General features: G+C 44.1%; 22 protein-coding genes. 18 read left to right on the top strand and 4 right to left on the bottom strand.

The window, feature by feature from the left end:
• Positions 1 to 37: 37 nt before the first annotated feature.
• On the top strand, positions 38 to 1579 hold the full coding sequence (gene adh, locus MKY41_RS05155) for an aldehyde dehydrogenase (RefSeq protein WP_340744024.1): 1542 nt from the start codon (positions 38 to 40) through the stop codon (positions 1577 to 1579).
• Between the two features lie 64 nt (positions 1580 to 1643).
• On the opposite strand, the gene MKY41_RS05150 is transcribed toward adh, so the two are convergent.
• The 3 genes from MKY41_RS05150 to MKY41_RS05140 are packed head-to-tail and all read right to left on the bottom strand — an operon-like array spanning position 1644 to position 5866.
• Positions 1644 to 3068 (bottom strand): sigma-54-dependent transcriptional regulator, encoded by a 1425-nt coding sequence (locus tag MKY41_RS05150; RefSeq protein WP_340744023.1) that lies wholly within the window; start codon positions 3066 to 3068, stop codon positions 1644 to 1646.
• 4 nt (positions 3069 to 3072) lie between these two features.
• Positions 3073 to 4707: a GAF domain-containing sensor histidine kinase gene (locus MKY41_RS05145; RefSeq protein ID WP_340744022.1), complete on the bottom strand. Its 1635-nt coding sequence runs from the start codon at positions 4705 to 4707 to the stop codon at positions 3073 to 3075.
• A 10-nt stretch (positions 4708 to 4717) separates the two neighbouring features.
• Complete coding sequence (locus MKY41_RS05140; protein WP_340745637.1) at positions 4718 to 5866, bottom strand: iron-containing alcohol dehydrogenase; 1149 nt, start codon at positions 5864 to 5866, stop codon at positions 4718 to 4720.
• 181 nt (positions 5867 to 6047) lie between these two features.
• Here MKY41_RS05140 and MKY41_RS05135 point away from each other — a divergent pair, with 181 nt between their 5' ends.
• The 7 genes from MKY41_RS05135 (at position 6048) to MKY41_RS05105 (ending at position 14828) form a co-directional block, all read left to right on the top strand.
• Complete coding sequence (locus tag MKY41_RS05135; RefSeq protein WP_340744021.1) at positions 6048 to 7274, top strand: copper amine oxidase N-terminal domain-containing protein; 1227 nt, start codon at positions 6048 to 6050, stop codon at positions 7272 to 7274.
• A 199-nt stretch (positions 7275 to 7473) separates the two neighbouring features.
• On the top strand, positions 7474 to 7872 hold the full coding sequence (locus MKY41_RS05130; protein WP_340744020.1) for a (deoxy)nucleoside triphosphate pyrophosphohydrolase: 399 nt from the start codon (positions 7474 to 7476) through the stop codon (positions 7870 to 7872).
• A gap of 20 nt (positions 7873 to 7892) precedes the next feature.
• A complete protein-coding gene (locus MKY41_RS05125) occupies positions 7893 to 10787 on the top strand; it encodes a DEAD/DEAH box helicase (protein ID WP_340744019.1) in 2895 nt (964 codons plus the stop codon).
• Between the two features lie 104 nt (positions 10788 to 10891).
• Positions 10892 to 11551: an NUDIX hydrolase gene (locus tag MKY41_RS05120; RefSeq protein WP_340744018.1), complete on the top strand. Its 660-nt coding sequence runs from the start codon at positions 10892 to 10894 to the stop codon at positions 11549 to 11551.
• A gap of 114 nt (positions 11552 to 11665) precedes the next feature.
• Complete coding sequence (locus MKY41_RS05115) at positions 11666 to 12577, top strand: stalk domain-containing protein (RefSeq protein WP_340744017.1); 912 nt, start codon at positions 11666 to 11668, stop codon at positions 12575 to 12577.
• A gap of 404 nt (positions 12578 to 12981) precedes the next feature.
• Complete coding sequence (locus MKY41_RS05110) at positions 12982 to 14316, top strand: aromatic ring-hydroxylating oxygenase subunit alpha (protein WP_340744016.1); 1335 nt, start codon at positions 12982 to 12984, stop codon at positions 14314 to 14316.
• On the top strand, positions 14316 to 14828 hold the full coding sequence (locus MKY41_RS05105; RefSeq protein ID WP_340744015.1) for a 3-phenylpropionate/cinnamic acid dioxygenase subunit beta: 513 nt from the start codon (positions 14316 to 14318) through the stop codon (positions 14826 to 14828). The genes MKY41_RS05110 and MKY41_RS05105 overlap by 1 nt, the downstream gene beginning before the upstream one ends.
• 31 nt (positions 14829 to 14859) lie before the next feature.
• On the opposite strand, the gene MKY41_RS05100 is transcribed toward MKY41_RS05105, so the two are convergent.
• Positions 14860 to 15759, bottom strand: a complete 900-nt coding sequence (locus MKY41_RS05100) for an AraC family transcriptional regulator (protein WP_340744014.1) — start codon at positions 15757 to 15759, stop codon at positions 14860 to 14862.
• 115 nt (positions 15760 to 15874) lie between these two features.
• On the opposite strand from MKY41_RS05100, the gene MKY41_RS05095 reads away from it, so the two are divergent.
• The 10 genes from MKY41_RS05095 (at position 15875) to MKY41_RS05050 (ending at position 24095) form a co-directional block, all read left to right on the top strand.
• Positions 15875 to 16948 (top strand): TRAP transporter substrate-binding protein, encoded by a 1074-nt coding sequence (locus MKY41_RS05095; RefSeq protein WP_340744013.1) that lies wholly within the window; start codon positions 15875 to 15877, stop codon positions 16946 to 16948.
• Between the two features lie 204 nt (positions 16949 to 17152).
• Entirely contained in the window at positions 17153 to 17713 is a 561-nt protein-coding gene (locus tag MKY41_RS05090) for a hypothetical protein (RefSeq protein WP_340744012.1), read from the top strand.
• A 32-nt stretch (positions 17714 to 17745) separates the two neighbouring features.
• On the top strand, positions 17746 to 18240 hold the full coding sequence (locus tag MKY41_RS05085; RefSeq protein ID WP_340744011.1) for an LURP-one-related/scramblase family protein: 495 nt from the start codon (positions 17746 to 17748) through the stop codon (positions 18238 to 18240).
• A gap of 475 nt (positions 18241 to 18715) precedes the next feature.
• Positions 18716 to 19063: a PadR family transcriptional regulator gene (locus MKY41_RS05080; protein ID WP_340744010.1), complete on the top strand. Its 348-nt coding sequence runs from the start codon at positions 18716 to 18718 to the stop codon at positions 19061 to 19063.
• A complete protein-coding gene (locus MKY41_RS05075; protein WP_340744009.1) occupies positions 19050 to 20060 on the top strand; it encodes an HAAS signaling domain-containing protein in 1011 nt (336 codons plus the stop codon). Before MKY41_RS05080 ends, MKY41_RS05075 begins: the two co-directional genes overlap by 14 nt.
• A gap of 191 nt (positions 20061 to 20251) precedes the next feature.
• On the top strand, positions 20252 to 21115 hold the full coding sequence (locus MKY41_RS05070) for an HD domain-containing protein (RefSeq protein ID WP_340744008.1): 864 nt from the start codon (positions 20252 to 20254) through the stop codon (positions 21113 to 21115).
• A 154-nt stretch (positions 21116 to 21269) separates the two neighbouring features.
• A complete protein-coding gene (locus MKY41_RS05065) occupies positions 21270 to 22076 on the top strand; it encodes a conserved phage C-terminal domain-containing protein (RefSeq protein ID WP_340744007.1) in 807 nt (268 codons plus the stop codon).
• A gap of 133 nt (positions 22077 to 22209) precedes the next feature.
• The gene (locus MKY41_RS05060; RefSeq protein WP_340744006.1) at positions 22210 to 22383 is read left to right on the top strand and encodes a hypothetical protein; all 174 of its coding nucleotides are present in this window, start codon (positions 22210 to 22212) and stop codon (positions 22381 to 22383) included.
• A gap of 197 nt (positions 22384 to 22580) precedes the next feature.
• Complete coding sequence (locus MKY41_RS05055; protein ID WP_340744005.1) at positions 22581 to 23597, top strand: LLM class flavin-dependent oxidoreductase; 1017 nt, start codon at positions 22581 to 22583, stop codon at positions 23595 to 23597.
• Positions 23598 to 23720: 123 nt separating this feature from the next.
• A complete protein-coding gene (locus tag MKY41_RS05050) occupies positions 23721 to 24095 on the top strand; it encodes an SET domain-containing protein (protein ID WP_041074599.1) in 375 nt (124 codons plus the stop codon).

The following is a 24095-nucleotide window of genomic DNA, read 5'->3' as shown; positions in this document are numbered from 1 at the left end:
CCAAATAGATAGAGGATGGGACGAGGAGGGATCATGGATGGTGCAAGCTATCGAGAACAAAGTGTATGCCTTTCCGAATACGGAAGGGGCCATAGTAAATTTTAAAAAGCGATACGACAACTATATCGGCGGAAAATGGACAGCTCCTGTCAATGGTCTCTATTTTGAGAACGTAACGCCGGTAACGGGTAAAAAGTTTACCGAAGTCGCAAGATCGACCGCTGAAGATATTGAGCTTGCCTTGGACGCGGCACATGCTGCGAAAGAAAAATGGGGAAAGACATCTGTTGCAGTTCGTTCTAATATTCTATTAAAAATTGCAGAACGTATGGAACAGAATCTGGAAATGCTTGCCGTGGCGGAGACATGGGAAAACGGAAAAGCGGTGCGCGAGACATTGAATGCGGATTTGCCGCTTGCAATCGATCATTTCCGCTATTTTGCTTCTGCAATACGAGCGCAAGAAGGCGGCGTCAGTCAGCTGGATGACGATACAGTTGCGTATCATTTCCATGAGCCGATCGGGGTTGTCGGGCAGATCATTCCGTGGAATTTCCCGTTGCTCATGGCTGTCTGGAAACTCGCCCCTGCGCTTGCTGCGGGGAATTGTGTCGTGCTGAAACCGGCGGAACAGACGCCGGCATCCATTATGGTGCTAGTGGAGTTGATTGAGGATTTATTGCCGCCAGGCGTGCTGAATGTGGTCAACGGGTTCGGGCTGGAAGCAGGAAAACCGCTGGCATCCAATCCACAGATCGGGAAGATTGCCTTTACAGGTGAAACGACGACGGGACGCCTAATTATGCAGTACGCTTCTCAAAATATCATTCCGGCAACGTTGGAGCTTGGCGGAAAATCGCCAAATATTTTCTTTGAGGATGTGCTGGCTGAGGATGATGCGTTTCTGGATAAAGCCATTGAGGGATTTGTCATGTTTGCGCTGAATCAAGGAGAAGTTTGCACTTGTCCATCGCGTGCTCTTATCCAAGAGTCCATTTACGATCGATTCATGGAGCGCGCCTTGGAACGGGTAAAGGCGATTAAAATCGGAAATCCACTGGATCCGACCGTTATGATGGGGGCACAGGCTTCAACTGAGCAACTGGAAAAAATCCTTTCCTATCTGGATATCGGGAAGCAGGAAGGGGCTGAATGCCTCATCGGCGGTGCGCAAAATAAATTGGAAGGTGAGTTGGAAGGTGGATACTACATCCAACCGACTGTTTTTAAAGGAAATAATAAAATGCGAATTTTCCAAGAAGAAATTTTTGGTCCCGTCGTATCCGTGACTACGTTCAAGAACAAAGAAGAGGCATTGGAAATCGCCAATGATACATTATACGGTTTAGGCTCGGGTGTGTGGACGCGTGATATGAATACGGCATACCGTTTCGGCCGCGGGATCCAAGCGGGACGTGTTTGGACAAATTGCTATCACGCGTACCCGGCGCATGCCGCATTCGGGGGCTACAAAGCTTCGGGAATCGGTCGGGAGAATCATCTGATGATGTTAAGTCATTATCAACAGACGAAAAATATGCTCGTCAGTTATGCGGAAAATAAGCTAGGATTCTTTTAATAGCAGAAAAAAGAGGGTGTCCTCCGGTTTGGTATATGACGAACCGGAAGGATAGCCCTCTTTTTTAGGTTTCATTCAAATAATAGCGGATTCTTCTTTGGGTAACTCCGAGTTTTTGGGCGGTTTCTTTCCGGCAGCCTGCTGTTTCGTGAAGCGATTTTTTGATGAGGGCGGCGGCTGTACGTTTTTCCATCTTTTTAATAAGGGAAAGCACGTCGTCCAGAGAGCGTTGTTCTTGCCCGTTATAAATGTCCATCACTTTTTTTGAAAATTTGTTCCACTCATCGGGGAAACGAACGGGTTCGACTGATGGAGCAACAGGAAAAGATTTAGTTTGTCCTGTGAGTCGAACTGGAAGCAAATCGGGTGTGATGACAGCCCCTTCGCTTGAGATGGCGGCTGTTCTCCGGATTACATTGGATAGCTCCCGCATGTTTCCCGGCCAATCATATTGGCTCAATAATTCCAATGCGTCTGGAGAAAAAGTGATCGTCTCCCCGTAACGCTTCAGGAACAAGTCGACCAATAGTGGAATGTCTTCTTGTCGTTCCCGTAGGGGAGGGATGATCAATTTCACAACATCGAGCCGGAATAATAGATCCTCTCTGAAAGCCCCGCGCTGTACGGCTTCCTCGAGATTGACGTGTGAAGCGGCAATGATCCGGGCGGATGTGCGCTCCGTTTTCGTGCCGCCGATCTTCATGAACTCGCCTGTTTCGAGCACCCGCAATAATTTAACTTGAGTCGATAGGGAGGCTTCCGCTACCTCATCAAGAAATAAAGTGCCTGATGAAGCAGCTTCAAAAAAACCGGCCCGATCTGTCAAGGCCCCGGTGAAAGCGCCTTTTACATGGCCGAATAACTCACTTTCTAAAAGCGATTCGGAAAGGGCGCCACAGTTAATGTTCAGCAGGGGACCGGCAGACCGCTCGCTTGCCGCATGGATGAATTTGGTCAGCACTTCTTTTCCAGTGCCTGTTTCGCCTTCTATTAAAACCGTAATCTGTTTGGGGGCAATTTTATAGGCGAGTTCATAAAGCTGATGCATGGGACGGCTGGTCCCTAAAAAGCAACCCAATTCCTGGGCGATCCGTTCATATTTCGCTTCTTCCCCCGCATTGGATGGTTGATCTAATAGAAGACGGTCCATCAATTGATCGATTGCGTTAATATCTTCGAATGGTTTTTCAATAAAATCCGTTGCCCCATGTTTAATGGCGTCTACCGCAATTTTTACTGTGCTGTAACCGGTCATCACAACACAGGGACAATGCGGTGCTTGCCTTTTCATCATCTTCAACACATCAATGCCGTTTCGATCAGGAAGCCGAACATCGATGAAGGCGAGTTGGAACGACGAAAAATCAGAAATTCTATCTAATTCATCTCCACTTTTGACATGTGTTGATTTGAAACCTTTTAATTCAATAAGACGGGATAAGAATCGGCCGAGTTCTATTTCATCTTCAACAATTAAAATATGCTTCAAGTTTTCACAGCCTTTCAGCAGATAATGGAATGGACAGAGAAAATGTAGTGCCGCTGCCTTCATTGGTTGTGACGGATAATGTCCCGTCATGTGCTTGTGCAATCCCCAAACTGACGGACAAGCCGAGCCCGGTTCCATTGTCGGCATCTTTTGTCGTAAAGAAGGGATGGAAAATGTCGTCAAGCACTTCCTTCGCGATGCCTATCCCATTATCTGCGATAGATAAAATGGCAGATTCGTTTTGGAATTCAGTTTGAATGTGAATCTTCTTTTCATCTACCGGAGCGATGGTCAGCGCATCTTTTGCATTCATCAGCAAGTTGACGGCCACTTGTACGAGCTGCTGTAAGTTGCCGTTCAATAGAGGAAGAGCAGGATCGAGATCTACTTCAATTGAAATATGATGCTGTTCAATTTGCCTGCGCGTCAAACGTAGGGCTTCTGTGACGGCATCGCTGAGCGAACAAGGTTTAAAGGTAGGGATTTCCTGGCGTGAAAAAGCGAGCAAGCTGCGGATAATCGTCCGGCATCTTTTCCCGCACTGATCAATGTCATCGAGCAACGGTTTGATGTCCTTGTTCGTAGATTGAGTCCTTAAAAGAAGTTGTGTGTTGCCGATGATGGCGGTTAGCGGGTTATTCAGCTCATGTGCAACGCCTGCCGCCATTTCCCCGATGGCCGCCAGCTGTCCGGAATGCATAAGCTGCGCTTCCATGAGACGTTTTTCAGTCACATCTTTCCGGTAGAGAATGACCGCATCAATGGAGCCGTCAATTCCGAAAAGCGGGTAGCAGGAACAATCATAAATTTTGTTTTTATAATGCAGTTCGGCGGACTGCGGTTTTTTTGTTTGAATGGTCATTTGAAAAGGGTCTTCTGTGGACCGAGCGGCTTGCTCCATGAATTGGCCAATATTTTCCCCGATATCAAATGGCCAGTCCAACCGGGCAGCATCATTTCTTGATAAAATGGTGCCATCGGGAGCGATGATCAAAATTGCGTCAGAGACGGCTCGGAAAGTCTCTTCCCACTGCTGTTTTCCAGCTAGCACTTCTCCGTAAAGACGCGCATTTTCCATACAAACCGCGATCTGGTCTGCAAAATGAAAAAAGAAAGTGATGTCATCTTCATCGCACTGTAAATTTTTCCGGCTGCCGAGCGATAGAACGCCTATCGTTTTTCCACTGCTTTTCAATGGGAAAAGATGTACGGAGGTTAGACCTAGATGTCGGAAGCCCTCTTTCTCAAAAATAGCATCGTCTCCATTTTCGTCGTAAACAGCGTATTGTCCTGTTGTAAAGACCTTATGATAGAGCGAGTCCTTCTTCGGGAAAAGCGTGTTTTTTTCTAAGTAAATATCATGTTCCGGATAGACATAGGATAGGACGAGCTTATGTTCATCTACCAGGGCGGCGCTGACTCGATCAATCGAGTACACGGTCTTTAGTTTGGCAAGGGAATTTTCCAACATATGCGCTACCGAAAAATCAACCGTAAAACTGCGCATCACTTCATTGATGATTTCCAGCTGGCTGTTTTTCTTTTTTAATTGTTCCACTGTTGTTTTTAACTCGGAATAATAATTTCGTTTCGATGACTGGACACCTGTCAGTAAATCAATCATTTCAAGTCTGTTCATTTTTAAACACCTACAAAGCTTGCCGAAGAAGAAACGCTACTTCTTCCGCTGAAATATCACGGGGATTCGTGATCATACAGGCATCCAATAACGCGATTTCGCTGATGACGGGGATCGCTGATTCTTCAAACCCCATTTCAGCTAGAGTTAAAGGTGCGCCGATATCGATTGCAAGTCTCCTTACATGGCTTACCGCTTTTTCACAGGCTGTTGAGACGGAGTGCGAGCTGACGTTTTCTCCCATCAATTCAGCGATCGTCTTGAACTTTTCCGGTGCAGCCAGCGCATTGAATTCCATGACGTGAGGAAGCAGGACGGCATTAATATCGCCGTGCAAAAAAGGGTAGCGGCCCCCGATTGTATGCGACATGGCATGGACAGCACCGAGGATGGCATTGGAAAAGGCAAGTCCGGCGTGAAGGCTGGCCATCGCCATTTTCTCTTTTGCTTCTATATTAAAGCGGGAAGCGACGGATGGCCGCAGGAATTGGGAAGATAACCGGATCGCATTTTTGGCATGCACATCCGTCAGCGGGGTAGCGGCAATGCTGACGAAGGATTCGATTGCGTGTGTCAACACATCCAGCCCAGTGGATGCAGTAAGACGTGCACTTTTTGTAGCCAGTACGTCGGGATCGATTATTGCGATATCCGGGACCAACGACTTTGAAACGATCGTCATTTTGATATGACGTTCGCTATCGACGATTACGGAGAACTGAGACACTTCCGAACCTGAACCGGCCGTCGTCGAGACCATGACAAGTGGAGGAAGGGGCTTGGAAATGCGATCCACCCCTTCATAATCACGGATATGTCCGCCATTGGTTGCCAGGATCGCAGCTGCTTTTGCAATGTCAATGGCACTGCCGCCGCCGACTCCGATGAGCGCGTCGCATTCATTTTTGAGATAAACTTGCGCACAGTTTTCCGCTTCGATCTCTTTTGGATTTATACTGATGTCTGAGAAAAGAACCGAAGCGAGTCCCGCTTCCTGGCAACTTTGTTCAATAAACTCCACCCACCCCGCATCCAGTACCCCTTGATCTGTCACAATGAGCACATTTCGTGCCCCGAGACGCGCACAGCTTTCGCCGGCTTGATTAATGGAACCGCTTCCAAAGATGATTTCAGGCATAACAAATTTATACATATTGATACACCTCTTATTCGTTCAACTATTCTATCTATTATAACATTATTTTCTAGAAGCTAACATTTTTAATTGGAAGTTCCTCATATGTGCCTAAAATATGGAAATATTACTTTCGTAACTGGCAAATACTCTAGTTGAAACATATACTGAATATTCAGTCGTAAATAAGGAAGGAGGCTGTAATATGACTGGTCGTATTTTCCGTTTGCTTGTTTGTCTTGCTTCCATTTTTGTTATTGGAATATGTTTGCAACAAGGGAAAGCCTCTGCAAGGTCATCAGACTCTATCATTAAAATCTATTTGAATACGGAAGAGTTGGAAACCAATGTCCCGGCTAAGATTAAAAATGGCACCACTTTCGTTCCGGTACGGGCAGTATTCGAGTCATTAGGGATGAAGGTCATTTGGGAGCCGAAGAAACAATTGCTTACGTTACGAGACGGTGAGAGGACCGCGGTTACGTTAATTGTCGGAGAAAAAAAGGCGAAAGTAAATAATCAAACGATCACTCTAGAAGCTGCAGCGGAAAATATTGATGGATCATTGCAAGTCCCGCTTCACCTAGTCGGGGATGCTACAGGGGCTATTGTGTACTGGGATCCTTACGTCGCGGAAGTTTCGATTCTTACAACGAAATTTATGAAAGAGAATAATATTGATAAAGCAGAATTAGATAAAGAGGTAAAAAAGTATTTGGATGCAAAAGCAAAGGAAGAGGCTGCTAAGAAAAAAGAGGATCCAAAGCCCAAAATACAAAAAAAGCCGAAGGCACCTGTGGACCTGAACAAATTAAACGGAATGTACGCTGGATTCCGGAGTGATTTTGGCGGATATGAATGCGGCGGCATGTGTTGGGACATCTACACCTTCTTGCCGAATAAAAAAATATTGATCGGCCCGCCGGCGAACGGAGGTCCGGAAACGATTAATTGCAAACAGGAAAAATGTCTGACGTACTCGATTAGCAAGGGGCAGCTCAAACTGAGCAACGGGAAATCCTTACCTATCAAGAAGTCGGAAAATGGATTTCTCATGATCAACGGGATTACATTAACTAAAGTTGAGCCTGTTCCGAAAGGGACCACTTTTGACAATAAGTACACCTATATTGGATACTCCGGCTTAATCGGCGTCACCCCGGCCGCGAACTCGTGGACGTACAAATTGCACCTTCGCAAAAACGGGACATTCGAGCTATCAGGCATAAGCATAGGCAGTTTGACGGCAAATAGCGACATCTCGACAAACGCCAGCGGTTCCAGCAAGGATCAAAAAGGAACGTATAAAATCCAAAATAATACGATTACAATGACCGGCAGTGATGGAAAAGTCCATAAATCCTTGTTCTTCATCCATGATTCCGATGTGAAAGATATCCAGGTTGGGCTCAGGAACTATTATGTGGATTGAAGTGGTGTTCACCTTTTTGAGGGAGCGCATGTGCGATTGGCATGCGTTTCTTTTTTTATTTAGGAGAGTGAAACACATTTGCCATCGTTAGACATGTTGTTCGCTTTATCGTTCAAATATAAAAATGAAGTGATACAATAGGAGGTATAATGTATCCGAAGAGACCGAATCATGAACTAAAAAGAAATAGGTGAAATCAATGAAGAAAACGGTACATGTAGTGGGAGCTATTATAGAAAATAATAATGGAGAAATTTTAGCAGCGTTGAGAGGACCGGAAATGACCTTGCCTAACTATTGGGAATTTCCGGGTGGGAAAATCGAAGCCGGAGAAACTAAACAAGGAGCTCTACAAAGAGAAATCCAAGAAGAGCTGGGCTGTATGATTGAGGTATTGGAATTCGTGGATGATACGACACATGAGTATGAAAAAGTGATCGTCCGCTTGGAAACATTTATGGCACGAGTAATTGAGGGAACACCCGAGGCGAAAGAACACGCTAAGTTACTGTGGGTTTCTCGAGAAAATTTATCAACCCTCAACTGGGCACCGGCTGATATTCCAGCAATTGAAAAATTGATGAAAGTACCATTTTAAATTAGAATGTGGTGACTGCTATGGAAAACTTCGTTCGCAATTTGCAAGCTTCTTTACATGAAGGATTTATTAATAAAGAAGATAGTAATATAGGAAGTTTTAAACCTGAATTATTAATTAATAATACGTATGAAAATAATAATGTATTAAACAAGCTTCAAGAGGAATTGGAAACATGTGAGGAATTCCTCTTTTCTGTAGCTTTTATTACCGAGAGCGGTCTGGCGACAATCAAGTCATTATTATTCGATTTAAAACAAAGAGGCATTACAGGAAAGATTTTAACTTCTACTTATTTGTATTTTAATCAGCCAAAGATATTTCGAGAATTATTAAAAGTAGATAATGTGGAAGTGCGCCTTACTGATTTAAAAGGATTCCACTCGAAAGGATATATCTTTAAGAAGAAGACACATTATTCCTTAATCGTCGGGAGTTCAAATTTAACAGCTCACGCTTTGAAAGTGAATTATGAGTGGAATGTTAAATTAACATCTCATGAAAACGGAGAAATTGTTTTTCATTTTAACAATCAATTTCACGATGTTTGGTCAGAGGCCATTGCTCTAACAGAGGGGTGGATCGAGCATTATGAAGCGGTTTATGAAAAGAATGCGAATATAAAGATGGCAGAGCAAGTAGTTGAAATGCCTTCCAATTATAATCCAAATGCTATTCAAGAGGCATTGGAAATCACTCCTAATAAAATGCAGCATGCCGCTTTGGAACAAATTCAAGCTGTTCGGGACGCTGGACAGGAGAGAGGGCTTGTTATTTCAGCGACGGGCACAGGGAAAACATATCTTTCCGCATTCGACGTTCGGGCTTATCAACCAAAACGTATGCTCTTTGTCGTCCATAGAGAACAAATATTGAATAAAGCAAAGGAAGACTTTAAAAAAGTTTTAGGGGGAATTGAAGAAGATTTTGGCCTGTATGTCGGCTCGAATAAGCAAGCAGATAAAAAGTATGTATTTGCTAGTATTCAAACACTGTCAAAACCGGAAAATTTACATCAATTTGATCCTGCTGATTTTGACTATATATTAATAGACGAAGTACATAAAGCGGGTGCTGTGTCGTATGTAAGAGTCATTAATTACTTTACACCGAAGTTTTTAATGGGGATGACGGCAACTCCGGAACGTACTGACGACTTTAACATTTATGAATTATTTCATTATAATATTGCGTATGAAATACGGTTGCAAGAAGCACTCGAGGAAGAGATGCTTTGTCCTTTTCATTATTTTGGGGTAACGGACTTGGAGTTAAATGGAGAAATTATTGACGATACAACGCTTTTCACTGATCTGGTTACAGAAGAACGTGTTGCGCATATTATAGAGAAGATCAACTATTATGGGCATTCTGGGGAACAAGTGAAAGGCTTAATGTTTTGTAGTCGTAAAGGAGAAGCGAGAGATTTATCCATTGCCTTGAATAAAAAAGGCTATCGAACAGTTGCGCTGACGGGTGATGATTCCCAGGAAGAAAGAGAGCGCTGTGTGACTAAATTGGAAAATGGATTGATAGATTACATCCTCACGGTTGACATTTTTAATGAAGGGATTGATATCCCCTGTATTAATCAAGTGGTCATGTTACGACAGACAAAATCGAGCATTATCTTCATTCAACAATTAGGTCGTGGTTTGAGAAAACATCATTCTAAAGATTTTGTAACGATCATCGACTTTATAGGAAATTACACAAATAACTATTTGATCCCGATTGCTCTTTCAGGAGACCGTTCTTTGAATAAAGACAATGTCAGAAGATATACGACTGATACGAGTTATATTAAAGGCGTTTCAACAATAAATTTTGAAGAGGTTGCAAAGAAAAGGATTTTTAATTCCATCAATACGACGAATCTCACTACGCTTCGAATCATGCGCGAGGCTTATTTAGATTTGAAAAATAGACTTGGACGAGTTCCGTATTTATTAGATTTTATTAAAAATCATTCTATTGATCCGAATGTTATAGCAGAAAAGTACATGAATTACTATCAATTTTTATTGAAAATGAGGGAGACAATAGAGGGAATAACGGATTACGAGAACAAAGTTTTAACTATGTTATCTATGGAGCTACTGAATGGCAAAAGGTTACACGAGATTATATTGATAGAGATGCTAATGATTCAAGGAAGTGTACGGCACGAAGAGTATGTAAAAGAGTTGGTTACGAACGGTTGCCGTACCGATGAAGAAACAATTGACTCCGTTAAAAGAATTGTTAGCTTGGCCTTTTTTACGCAAGCCAATAAAAAAAAATATGGAGAAAAGCCATTGATCGAATGGGATGAGAATAAACGCTATTTCTTCAATAAATCGATTCGTGAAAGTATGGCAAACAACTCGCATTTTGCTTTTTTAGTAGATGATCTCATACAAAGCGCCAAGGAAAAATCGGAAAATTACGTCTGTGATCAACCGCTGACATTGTATGAAAAATACTCAAGAAAAGATTCATGTAAATTACTGAATTGGGATGCGGACGAAAGCTCTACGATGTATGGATATAAACCAAAACATGGGACCTGTCCAATCTTTGTAACGTACCATAAACATGATGACGTGGAAGCAAGCGTCGATTATGGCGATGAATTTTTAAGCCCGGAGCTCTTCAAGTGGTACACTCGTAGTAATCGAACGTTACAATCGCAAGAAGTCCAAAAAGTAATTTATTCCGAAGAGAATGGCATCGATCTTCATATTTTTGTAAAGAAAGACGATGATGAAGGAACAGATTTCTATTATTTAGGAAGAGGATTTCCAGATAAAACAAGCGTGGCTGAAGACCGGATGATTGATAAAAACGGTAATGATTTACCTGTGGTACACATGAATATTGTGATGGAACAAGCTGTTGAAAGAAAGCTATATCAGTATCTTATTAAGGAATAAAAGACTATTAAGGCGAACGTGTATCTCGTAAGAACGCTTGTAAAAGTGGTGCTCGATTCGGGGGGATCTTCAGAAAAATTATCATAAAAGGCGAGGGGTTTTTTATGTTCCGTACTAAATTGAAAGAACAGTTGCAGCAAAATCAATCCCGGTTCATCGGGGAGGAAACGGCTTTGCGTTCGGCGGTGTTGATTCCGCTAGTCCAAGTGGGGGACGAGTGGCATGTCCTCTTTGAAGTGCGTGCTGCCACGATGCGGACACAGCCGGGTGATATTTGTTTTCCGGGCGGCCGGATTGATGCGACGGATCCGTCTCCACTTGCGGCGGCTTTACGGGAGACCCAGGAAGAATTGGGAGTGGATCCTGCTACGGTAGAGATTTTAGGACATTTAAGTCCGTATGTGGCCACCCCTTCTTTTGTCATTTATCCGTTTGTGGCAGCGATCGAGTACGATCAAATTATCCATTCATACAACAAAGACGAGGTCGCAGAAGTTTTCACCGTGCCCGTCGAATGGCTGCTGCATTATGAACCGTATATGCATCGGGTCATTGTGGAACCTGTACCGCCAAACGATTTTCCGTTCGATAAGATTATTAACGGGGCGCAGTATCAATGGAGAGCCCGATATTTGGAAGAATGGTTTTTTGATTATGGAACTTATACCATTTGGGGGTTGACGGGGAAGATTTTAAAACATTTCGTCGAGATCATGAAACACGAAACTATGCTATTGACGAAAGATGGGCAAGAGCAGTCTTGATGTGTAGATTTGAGTAGAAGGTGCCTCTGCGAGATACAAACACGGTTATTCGCGTAACCTTTCTCTTACAGAAACGACTACTTCTATGAATATCTGAAAAAGGAGATGTTTTGTATGAAACGGAGAAATTTTGTACCATTCGCCATGGCCGCTTTGTTGGTAGGCGGCGCGGCTGTTCCAACCGCCGCATTGGCAAACGAGGAGCCGGCTGCAATAGAGGAACAACCGCAGATCGACTCGGTTTTCATTAAAATTGCAGGAACCATCGAAGACATGGAAGTACGGGACAACGCGAGCTACTATTCTATTAAAGTGGGGGACGAGCCAGCTGTCCTGGTGGTTACTGAGGAGACACCTGTATTTGATAATACAGGCAAAGAAGTAGAGCTGAAAAAAGGCGATAAAGTAGTGGCCTATACGTATGCCGATAAACCGATGCTGGCCATTTACCCACCTCAATACAGTCCGGATATCGTCATTGTTGAAACGGAAGCGGTAAGTATGGCAGCTGTCGGGACGTTTGATGAGAACTTGCTGGATGAAACCCTTTCATTGAAACTGAATGTCGGTGAAAAGACGGAACTAACCAGCCTATCGGGCAAGGAAGTCACCGTCGATGATTTGAAAGGACAAAACTTGCTTGTATTTTATACGATTGCAACGATGAGCATCCCTGCCCAAACACCGCCGGAAAAGGTAGTCGTCTTGGATCAGAAGGATCAGGAACCTGTCAAGGAAGAGGAGACGGACTCTGTCATCGAAACAATCATCGCATCTGATTCTTACGAAGTGGAAGGGACCAAAATGGTGCCGCTACGCCTTCTGGCCGAAGAACTCGGGTACAAAGTGGAATCGACTGGAAATGGGGCAATTCTCTCCAAGGGCGCCCTTTCCTATACAATTACACGCGGAGAAAAAGCATACGGCTATAACAAGGCGCTGCGTTATTTCGACGTAGCCCCGGCACTCCTGGAACCTTCGAAAACATACGTACCGGTGGAGTTCATTGAACAATTGATGAAGTGATGCATTTGGATCGTTAAAAAATCCATTTGAAATAGCGAGACCTCGCTGTTTTAATATGTGCCCTTTGTAAAGGACATATAAAAAAAGCCTACCCAGTTTTCAAAAGGTGACCTCTGTTATTCTACAGGGGTCATCTTTTTTTATTCCATTAATATTCCACGGACGTTGTAGAAGATCATATAGTAGTTAATTTCCCTTTTTAACTTCTCAAAGATTATACAAGGCTTTATATATGGGCGGTTTTTTAAATTGTTCAGGTGACTGTCACCTGATCTAACCTGATCTAAATAATAACTTATGTCAAATCAACAATGGATTAGGTGATGTTAAAAGAAATTGGCGGATGCTACACTTTTAACTAATCATAATTTTCGTATTAATTTAACAGCTTGTCGGAGGGGGTTATGAATTTGATCATCGAAGAATTGAAACAAATGCAAGGAAAGTTGGAGGAGGGCTATTTTCCCCAGTGGGTGGTCACCGACCCGGAGATTTACAAGTTGGAGCAGGAAAAAGTATTCAGCAAAACTTGGCTTTTTCTTGCGCATGAATCTGAGTTGAAAGAAAGCGGCAGCTATATTACGAGGATGATGGTCGATGATCCGATCTTGCTCATGAAAAATCGAAAAGGTGAGATCAAAGCATTTCTAAACTCTTGTTCTCATCGCGGCACCCGTCTGTGCACCGAAGATTACGGAAATAAGAAAGCGCATACATGTCCGTATCATGGGTGGACTTTCAATCTGGACGGGGAATTAATCGGGATTGTCGCCGGGAATAAAGTGTATGGTGAAAAAATGGATAAAAGCGAGTGGGGGCTCCGGCCGGTACCAAGAGTGGAGAGTTATCAAGGGATGATCTTCGGCAATCTCGATCCGAATGCCATGTCGTTAGAAGATTATTTAGGAGATATGAAATTCTACTTTGACATTATGCTCGGTAGAAGTGACGGAGGCATGGAAGTCAGGGGAGTGCCGCAGCGATGGATTGCGAAAGCGAACTGGAAAATGACAGCTGAGAACTTTGCGGCGGATCCTTATCATGTGCAGACAACGCATAGATCCGCTACGGAAATGAAGCTGACGCCGTCCGATCCATTGTATGCGTCCTATGGACACCAAGTCGTGTTACAAAATGGCCATGGGATTAATGTCATCACCTCTGCAACCGGGGCATCGGCCAATAAATACCAGGGGATGCCAGAGGATATGTGGACGATGTTTGAAAGGAATTTAAATGAAAAGCAAGTGGAAATCTTCTCGAAAGTAACGAACTTTGTAGGCGGTGTTTTCCCGAATCTATCCTTCCTCAGTTCCTGCAGCGGATCGGAGGGGGTCCGGCATAACCACCTTAATTGGCGGGTTTGGCGGCCGATCGGACCCGAAAAAATTGAAATCTGGGTCTGGTATATGATCGACAAGGCGCTTCCTGAAGAGTATAAAGAAAAATCGTACAAAGGATTCCTCGCAACGTTTGGGGCGGCCGGCACATTGGAGCAAGATGACACGGAAAATTGGGCGCGCATTATTGAAGCAAGTTCCGGGACTATGTCACGTGATCGGACGCTAAGCTACAACAATATGGCGAACTATCTCATGGGCTTTGATAATGTGGAAATCGATGAAACCTTTCCCGGGCCGGGTGAAGCATACCCGACATGTTACACTGACCATATCGCGAGAAGCATGCATAAATATTGGTTGGAACTGATGACGAAGGAATCCGGAGGTGAGGGCTGATGCAAGGGCAGATGCAATTGTCACTCCAAGAAGAAATCACCCAATTTTATTATCGGGAAGCGTATTTACTGGACCATCGCAACTATCGGGAATGGCTTGATTTGCTTGCGGAGGATATTACCTATGTTATGCCGTTACGGGTGACCGTGGAAAATAAAATGGGATCCAATGTGAATCAGGAGATGACGTATTTTTCGGATACGAAAAAAGACATTGCGATGAAAGTGGAACGACTGTATATGAAATCTGCTTGGGTAGATGATCCGGCGCCGAGACAAAGGCATTTTATTAGTAATGTGATGGTGGAACAAACCGGCGCTCCAGATGAATATAAAGTGATCAGTTATTTCCTATTTAAACGGAGCAGAAGTTCCGAGGCGAATACGGAAGAAATATTCGGAGAGCGGGAAGACCTTCTCAGAAAAGTAGATGGTGACTGGAAAGTCGCTTCGCGTACGGTTTATGCAGATCAATCTGTCTTGACGGTCATGAATTTAGCGATGTTTTTATAGGGGAAAAGGGAGACGGCCTCCCTCTTATCTTTTAAATAAAATCGCCCTTTCGTCGGTACTCGGTTGGGCTAATTCCTGTAGCCCGGCGAAAAGCACGGCTCAATTGGCTTTGATCGTCAAAGCCGATTCTCTCTGAGATTTCTTTCAGAGAGAGATTCGTTGTTAACAGTAATTTACGGACCTTTAGCAATCTGATATTCCGGACGTATTCCATCGGCGCCATTTTCACGTTTTGGCGGAACAGAAGACTTAAGTGGCTTTCACTTAAGAAAACTTCTTCGGCAAGACTTTTTAAGCTTAGTTTTTCATTCAAATGATTATCAATAAAAGTGAAAAGTTGCTGAAGGCGCGGATCGAACGTCGGAAATAATTTGTCTGCATGCGGTCGCAGCAAGGTGAAGACCTTTATAAACCAATCCAGCGTTAAGGCGTTGAACTGAAGAAGTTCAATCGTCTGGTCCAGACCGAAATTCAACTCTCCATAGGAAGGAGAAAAAGGAGTTCGAATGTCTGGCGTCCATTCGGCTTTAAGCCGTCTCCACAAACTGATTAACGGTGTCTCGATCGCTGTGCCAATTAAATTGGTGATGATTGGAAAATCGTATAAAGTCATCAAATTAAACGGTCCAAGTTTGATCTCAACAGCGATTTCCAAATGATGCATGGGCATTCCTGTTTCGGATTCTAGTATTTTAAAAGAGGTCTGGGAGGGAAATAATACGAAATCCCCGGCTCGGACAATGTATTTGACATCATCGATAAAAATGGTTTTCTCACCGGAAACCACATACCAAAAAACAGCATACGGACGGTCCACTTTATCGATCTGCCAATCGGCCGATCTCGTATTTTCATCAATCCGATGGATATGAAAATACAATCGGTTCAGTTCGTTTTGTGATTGAAGCTCGTTTTTTATAGTAGGAGGCAATGAAACCACGTCTTTCATTCATCGATAGTTTAAAATCGTTAATCTTTTATGACCATCCTACAATAAATCTCATAAATTCACAAAGTAGAGAATGAAAATTTAGGAGTGTGAAAAAATGAAAGCACCATCCATCAAAAAGAAGTCTCTTCTATTATGTATCGCAATGGCGACAAGTATGATGTTGGCCGCCTGTAGTAGCGACGATCCAAAAGCCGAAGCGGGAACTGATACGGGGGCAGGGTCGGCAAGTACGATTGCGTTGGACTTGTCTCATGTATGGCCACCGAGTCATGGTCAAGAAACGGTGACGGTGAAGGAATTAATTGCTGATGTGGAAGAAGCGACGAATGGACAGGTGAAAATTACATCCTATCCAGGGGCATCATTGGCGGCTTCGGATGGACAGTTCGATGCAGCTGCCACAGGTGCTATCGATATTGGCTTCAGCGTGAATAGTTACAACCCAAACCAATTTCCACTCACTTCAGTGATGGAACTGCCATTCATGAGTGATCAAGGGGAAAAAGGAGCAAAAGTATTATGGCAGCTGTATGAGGAATTCCCGGAATTTGAAGAGGAATATACGGGAACGGTTCCTTTATGGCTGTTCACTTCCGATCCTGGCCAAATCTTCACAGTTGGAAAGCCGGTGAAGAGTCTTGAAGATCTAAAAGGAATGAGAATTCGATCCCCGTCCGCGGAAACGAATGAGTGGCTGACAGCAATCGGTGCCACGCCAGTTTCGATGCCGATGAACGAGACTTATGAAGCGCTTGAACGAGGGGTGGTCGACGGGACGATCGCACCATGGGAAGCGTTGCTTGGTCACAGTTTGATAGATGTGATTAACTATGCCACGGTCGGCAATTTTTATTCCACGACATTTTACGCAACGATGAACGAAAATACATGGGATTCGCTAGGTGAAGAAAACCAAACCGCCATCCGAGAATTAACTGGTGAAAAATTGTCCATGAAAGCGGCCGCCCTTCACGATCAATCCGGAAGAGACGCTGTGGAGCAAGCGAAAGAAAAAGGCGTTGAAATTTATGAGTTAAGTGAAGAGGAACTCGATGAATGGAAAGTCCTTATAAATCCAACGATTGAAAAATGGATAGAAAAGGTGGAAGGAAGAGGCTTACCCGGACAAGCGATTTATGATCGTGCCGTTGAATTAAGTGCTCAGTAAGTAAATGAAAAGGTGCTTCGCTTAAGGATATTATTTAAGCGAAGCACCTTTTTACTTGTTAAACTTAAACATCATCGTATTTCCCCCCCATTCCGGCTAAATTCAAAATATTATATATAAAAAAATGAAACTTCTGGCATGGTAGCACGTATAAAAAGATAAAGAATTATGCGGTTGAACGTGTGGCACAGGGAGATGGTTCAGATGAAAATAGTAACTGGCATCTTGTTCTTGTTATGTTTAGGATATTTCTATTACCGATTCTTTCGGCTTTTAATTAAAATGAAACAACCTGCTGTTTTCCCAAAAACGGAAGAGGATTGGAGAACGATTCGGAAACAGCCACAAAAAGCAGTAGATTTACCGAGGATATCACATCAAAAAACTGGCTTTTTCATGAATGGCCTTATTCTCGTCTTTTTGACGATTTTCGTTATCGGCAATTTGTTCAGCAGTAATACAAACTGGCCTGCCTACCTCGTATTTATCCCGATTTTCTTTAATTTATCTCAAGTCTGGAATTTGTTTTCCATCGTCGAGGACGGGATTTTGGACGGTGGGCGGTTTGTGCCCTGGAAGAGTATCCAATCCTATCACTTTGTGCCGATTGATACGAACCATCGCTTCTACGGATATTCTCACGAAGTGAATGGCGGGTATGAACTGAAAATCCAGACGAAGCGATCCACCGCCAGCTGTATTGTGACGTCGGAAACGGGCAGGGAGAAAGTGACCGAAGTGCTCGATGCGCATTTGGGTATTTGACTCGGAATGGTTTTTCCTATAGGGGGGATTGCATGAGACAGTTGTATATTAAGCAAAAGGTGTTTAGTCTGAGCGGTAAGTTTTCGGTGAAAGATGAGCAGGAGAATGAAGTGTATTTCGTGGAAGGGAGTTTCCTGCAGATTCCAAAGACGTTTTCCATTACGGATTCAGCGAGGAAGGAAGTCGCGGTGATTACAAAGAAGACTTTTAGTTTCCTGCCGACCTTCTTTGTGGAAGTGAGTGGCCAAGAAACCGTGACGATTAAGAAACACTTTTCCTTCCTGAAATCGCGTTACTCGATTGACGCGGTAGATATGGAAGTGCGGGGAAATTGGTGGGACATGAATTTCGAAGTGTATCAGAACGGAGAAGTGATCGGATCCGTCCGCAAGAAATGGTTCACCTGGGGCGATAGCTACCAGCTGCAAATTGAAAATGAAGAAACGGAACCCCTTCTCGTATCACTCGTCGTGGCGATTGACTGTGCAAAAGCCGATCAAGCAGCTGCAGCTCCGGCGCCTGGTTGATGAATCAGACGGCTGTCGTTCCCCAATAAAGTAAAATCCATCCTGGAGCGGTTGCTCGTCATGGATGAATTTTTGTGTCATTTACGCTGACACCCTTGAGGGAACCTACTGTAAGCTATGGATACTACACCAATTGGAAGGATTGTTGGAGTCTAACTTTATTGACATTCATTAAGTCGCCTGCAGAAGTGTTCCGTAAAAATACGAACCTGAAACAATGACAAAGCCACAATCTTGTTGTTGAGGGAACGTCAGCGCAGAACGCTGAATTCCATATGAGCTTTGTGTCTAATAAAAAAACATCTTTGGTACTAACATTGGTAAACACCACCAAAGAAGCTTCCGAACGGTCTAACGACTTTTGGGAAGCTTCTTTTTATTTTTATTAAATCAACACCGAATAATGTTACGTGCCTATTGATGTTGTTTTTATAATAGTGTATGATACACAGTATAAGAAGATGAGGTGAGAACGATGGGGCCATTGTTGGAGACATTCACAACGGAATTAAGGAGAGGAACGTTAACTCTTGCCGTATTGAGTCAATTACGGACTCCTCAATATGGATATTCCTTAGTCCAACGTCTTGAAGAGGCAGGCGTAGCCATAGAGCAAAGTACGTTATACCCCTTACTTCGCCGGTTAGAGAAACAGGAACTCGTTACGAGTAGTTGGGATACGACAGAAAGCAGACCCCGCAAGTATTACGTAATCAGCCCGTTTGGCAGTGAAATTTATGAGCAATTGAAAATGGAATGGGAAACCATGACGGTGGAGCTGAAATCATTACTAGAAGGAGATGAAAATCATGCATCTGATTGAGGCGTATGTGTATGAAGTGACGAGAAGGCTGCCAGAAAAAACGCGGGATGATATTGCTCTCGAACTCAGATCCACCATAGAAGATATGTTGTCCGAAAATTTTGCTGAATACGAAGTAAGGGAAGTTCTTTTGAAACTTGGTGATCCTGCACAGCTTGCAGCCAGTTATCGCGATACACCGATGCATTTGATTGGACCAAAAGTTTACGATGCTTATATGTACACGATGAAAATGATTATCCCTTGGGCTATATTAATAACGATATTGGTTCATGTTGTTGAAGCGATTGTCCTTTTTTCAGGAGAAGAAAGTGTGCTTTCTGTCGTGATCAAAAGTTTTGGGATCATCATCGGTAATCTAATACATGTGCTTATCCAAACTTTCTTTTGGGTCACCATAGTATTTATATTCATTGAGAGAGTCGGCTTATCAAAAAGCGATCTCCCGATGACCAAATATGGATCGGCATGGACTCCAGACGATTTGAAGCATGTCATGGTGGTTTCGAAGAAACGGGCGATTTCAAGAGGTGAGGTTATTTTTGGATTCGTCTGGACAGCGATTTGGTTGGTTTTTTATTTCAATGCGGACCATCTCGCTGGCGTTTATCGATCCATAGATGGTGTAGGATTACAAATGGTGATGCCAGCTTTTAATCAAGAGGTATTGATGTCGTATTGGCCACTCATTGTACTACTTGCCTTATTCGAAATTGGAGTAGGACTATACAAATGGATAGAACGACAATGGACCATGAAACTGGTTACGATAAATGCAGTCCGGAACGTATTTAGTTCGATTGTCTTACTTGTCATGGTCACCAATCCCGCTTTGATCCACGATGCCGTAATTCCGTATATGGCAAGTTTACTTGAAATCAGTAATTCATCAGTCCATAATTTTTTAGAATGGGCGGTATGGACCGTTTTCGTGGTTGTTATTGTTACCACGGTATTAGAAACCTATGATAGTTATCGGAAAGCAAAATCCCGATGATCAAATAGGTAAAAACGTAAATTAAACATAAAAATAGACTGTAAATTAGCATGCTAATTGGCAGTCTATTTTTATTGGGGTATATTTTAATAATATGTTACATGATTTCTTTAAGTAATTTGGTTACACCAACCAACAGTCATTTTCCACTTATAGGCCTATCTAAAAGGAAAAATAGAAAGGAGGCCATCATGAATATTATCGAAAAAGCATTCCAATTCGCTTTGGAAAAACATGAAGGACAGTATCGAAAGGGGACAATGATCCCTTATATCACCCATCCGTTTGCGGTGGCGATGATTTTGAAACATCATCGATATCCCGATGAAGTCGTGGCCGCCGGTTTACTTCATGATACGCTGGAGGATACGCAAACAACGGAACAGGAATTGCTGGATTTTGGTCCGTATGTCCTCGAATTGGTGCAAGCCGCCACCGAACCAGATAAATCCTTACCGTGGGAACAGAGGAAACTTTGGACGATTGCAGATCTGCCGAAAAAGAGTCCGGATCAGCTGGCCGTCATCGTCGCGGACAAGCTGCATAATATTCGTTCAATCCAATCCGATATCGAGGAGGTGGGAGAGGCGGTCTGGTCGAGGTTCAACCGTGGAAAGCGTTCGCAGTCTTGGTATTATATGAATATACTAAAAGCGCTTGAACCTTTTAGGAAAGAAGTGCCGTTAATCCGAAATCTTGATAATGAGGTGAAACGGATTTTCATCGGAACGGGTAAATTAACGAACGGGAAGATCGACTTGCTGTTTGAGGCTGTTTATCATATATCGGAGGCAACGGAAGATAGCTTGCGGAAAGAGAATATGGACGGTTTTGCCTGGGAAGTGAAAGAAGGGGCCGAGGTTCTGTACCAAAAAGGTGATTTTGAACCGCTGCGGCCGCTGATGGATGATCTAACCGCCAGAGGCATCCAATTTGAAATGAATTCAGACGGTTCGTTCCTTCTGCTCGCGTTTTGTCACGAACTGCAATACCGTCTCGGTTGGAGTCCGGATGAGCTGTATCGGCATTTCAAACGGAATCTTTCCAAACTGTAACGGTTCCGTTTGTGTAATAATTTTTTTATACAGTTTTCGATGCCCCTTTTCGAAGCGGGCATTTTATTTTTACATAATTTTTTTGACCAGCCAGTATCCTTTTCGCAGGTTCGTACCTATCTAGTAAGTAAAACGACCCTTTGGAGGTAAAACTATGAACTTACTAATCAACGAACCCCCGCTGCTGATCCTTCCGTCATTGGTGAAACAGGTGGGACTCAACGAGGCAGTCATCTTGCAGCAACTGCATTTTCGTTCGCTCATTTCGAAAAATCATAAGGACGGGTATGTGTGGGTGTATAAGACGTATGAGGAGTGGCGGGAGGAGTTTCCGTTCTGGTCGGAGAGGACGATCATGCGGACGATGCGGAAGTTGGAAGAGGAAGGCTATGTCATTTCGACATCCGCCTATAACAGGATGAAAACAGATCGGACGAAATGGTACCGAATTGATTACGCAAAGTGCCAAATGGTAGCAGGTCAGATTGTCCCTTTGAGCAGGGCGGTGTGCCCTGACGGGGAAGGACAAATTGGCACGGACCGAGACGACAATCTGGCATCACAGGACTTTGACAAGTTGTCCCCACCAATAACCAAAGAACTTAAAAGGAAGTTAAAAAAAGATAAGAGCGAGACAAGTCTCGATGTCATCTCTGAAATTATTCAATACTTAAATGCGAAAACCGGAAAGGACTTTAAGGTGAATGCAAAATGGACACAACAGTTAATTAGCGAAAGAGTAGCAGAGGGCTATGTGTTGGAGGACTTCAAGGCGGTCATTGACGTAAAGGGGAAGCAATGGGAGAATGATCCACGCATGCGAAATTACTTTCGGCCGTCCACGTTGTTCTCCCCGGCCCACTTTGAGAACTATTTGAACGAGGTGCCTGTGGAACCGGATTGGAGGCCCGTTGCGTATGAAGCGGTGGATCTTGATTTTGGGAAAGGGGAATTCGGGTAGACGGCAGCTGATGGGAATTCACCCGAATTCCGGCCGGATTGCCCATGCAAACCTTGGAAATGTGCCTCTCATAAAATGAGCAAACCGGTCCATATTAACGTTGCATCAGCAAATTGAAATGGGAGGTTTGGCAATGAAACAAGGTGCGCATAGTAATTTATATTCCAATTCGAAAACACCAGGAAACCGACCGGACATGAAAGAGGAAATTTCGATGGAATTGGCTGAGCTCAACAATTTGAAGCCGAAACGAGAGCCAATGACGCCGAATCAGCGGGAAAAGACGGAGAGGGATAAATTCTATTGAGTTAATGGTGAGGATGTTTCCTTAGAACTGGACCGCCCCAGTTGGTGGTCCTCTTATTATCCTCGACGCGAATTGGCATCTTCTTTCATTCTCCTTCCAAATCCCCGAAATGGAATCCACCCTCTGTAAACGATATGATAAAAGACGAACGGACATTCAATAGTGTCCCCGTAGATCGAAAGTAGAGGTGGGTTCAAGTGATCAGTACAACATCAAAGAAGTATAAGGGCGTTCCTTTATCCATTTTAGATCTTGCGATGATCAATGAAGGCAGCGATGCCGCGCAGTCGTTCCAAAATAGTGTCGACCTCGCGAGGAATGCCGAGCAGTGGGGGTTCAACCGATTTTGGCTTGCGGAGCACCATAATATGCAAGGCGTTGCAAGTTCGGCGACGTCGGTCATCATCGGCCATGTGGCGGGCGCGACGAAGACGATCCGGGTCGGGTCGGGCGGCGTCATGCTGCCGAACCATGCGCCGCTTGTGATTGCCGAGCAGTTCGGTACACTGGAGGCGATGTATCCGGGAAGGATCGATCTGGGGCTGGGCCGGGCGCCGGGAAGTGACCAAGCGACGGCATATGCGCTGCGCCGGACGCTGCATAGCAGCGGAGACGATTTTCCGGAGCAATTGGCGGAGCTGCGCGGCTATTTCGATTACAATCCGACGGCCCGCGTGCGTGCGGTTCCGGGAGAAGGGCAGGATATCCCGATCTGGCTGCTCGGCTCCAGCGGATTCAGCGCACAGCTTGCCGCACAACAAGGACTGCCATTTTCCTTTGCAAGCCATTTTGCGCCGGGGTATTTGATGCAGGCGCTGCAGTTATATCATCAGCAGTTCCGGCCGTCCAAAAATCTGGCGGAACCGTATGTCATGCTTGGCGTGAACGTCATCGCGGCGGATACGAATGAGGAGGCGCAACGGCTCGCCACATCCTATCAGCAACAATTCCTGAACATCCGCAGAGGCGTTACGACGAAATTCAAGCCGCCGGTGGATGATCTAGACACGTTCTTTTCCGAATATGAGAAGGCGGCGATTGCAGAATTGATGAATTGGCCATCCACCATCGTCGGCGATCGGGAAACGGTCCAGCGCAAAATGGATGCCTTCTTGCAGGCGACGAAGGCGGATGAATTGATCATCAGCTCGGGCATCTATTCCCATAAAGATAGACTACGCTCATATGAAATCCTTGGAGAACTGCTAGAATAGTGCCAGGCACCCACACAAATCGGAAACAATTCTGAATAGTGTCTGAATTATTGAGGTGACTGTCACCATTTCAAATGTATGGTACAGTTAGAAAGAAATTTTAAAAGTGAGTAGGCGGTTAATTTGATCGAAATAAAAACATCTACAATAAGCGATGGCGAATTCAATAGAGGGGTATTCGCGACATGTGATATTAAAAAAGGGCAGATTTTACATGAAGCGCCCGTCATTTCTTACCCGAACGAGCAGCACCACCACATTGAGGAAACGGTACTTGCGGATTACGCTTTCGAATATGGCATCAACCATACCGCCATTCTGTTAGGATATGGGATGTTGTTCAACCATTCCTATGAGCCAAATGCGACGTATGAGATCAATTTTGGAAATCACACCTTTGACTTCTACGCTTTCACCGATATCAAAGCAGGGGATGAAATCCTCATCAATTATAATGGCGACGTGGATGATAAAGAGAGACTATGGTTTGATAGGTGA

This window comes from Sporosarcina sp. FSL W7-1349 (genome assembly GCF_038003045.1).
In the GTDB taxonomy this organism is placed as follows: Bacteria; Bacillota; Bacilli; order Bacillales_A; family Planococcaceae; genus Sporosarcina.
The sequence above is the reverse complement of the archived record's forward strand: the minus strand, read 5'-3'. Positions and strand labels throughout refer to the sequence as shown.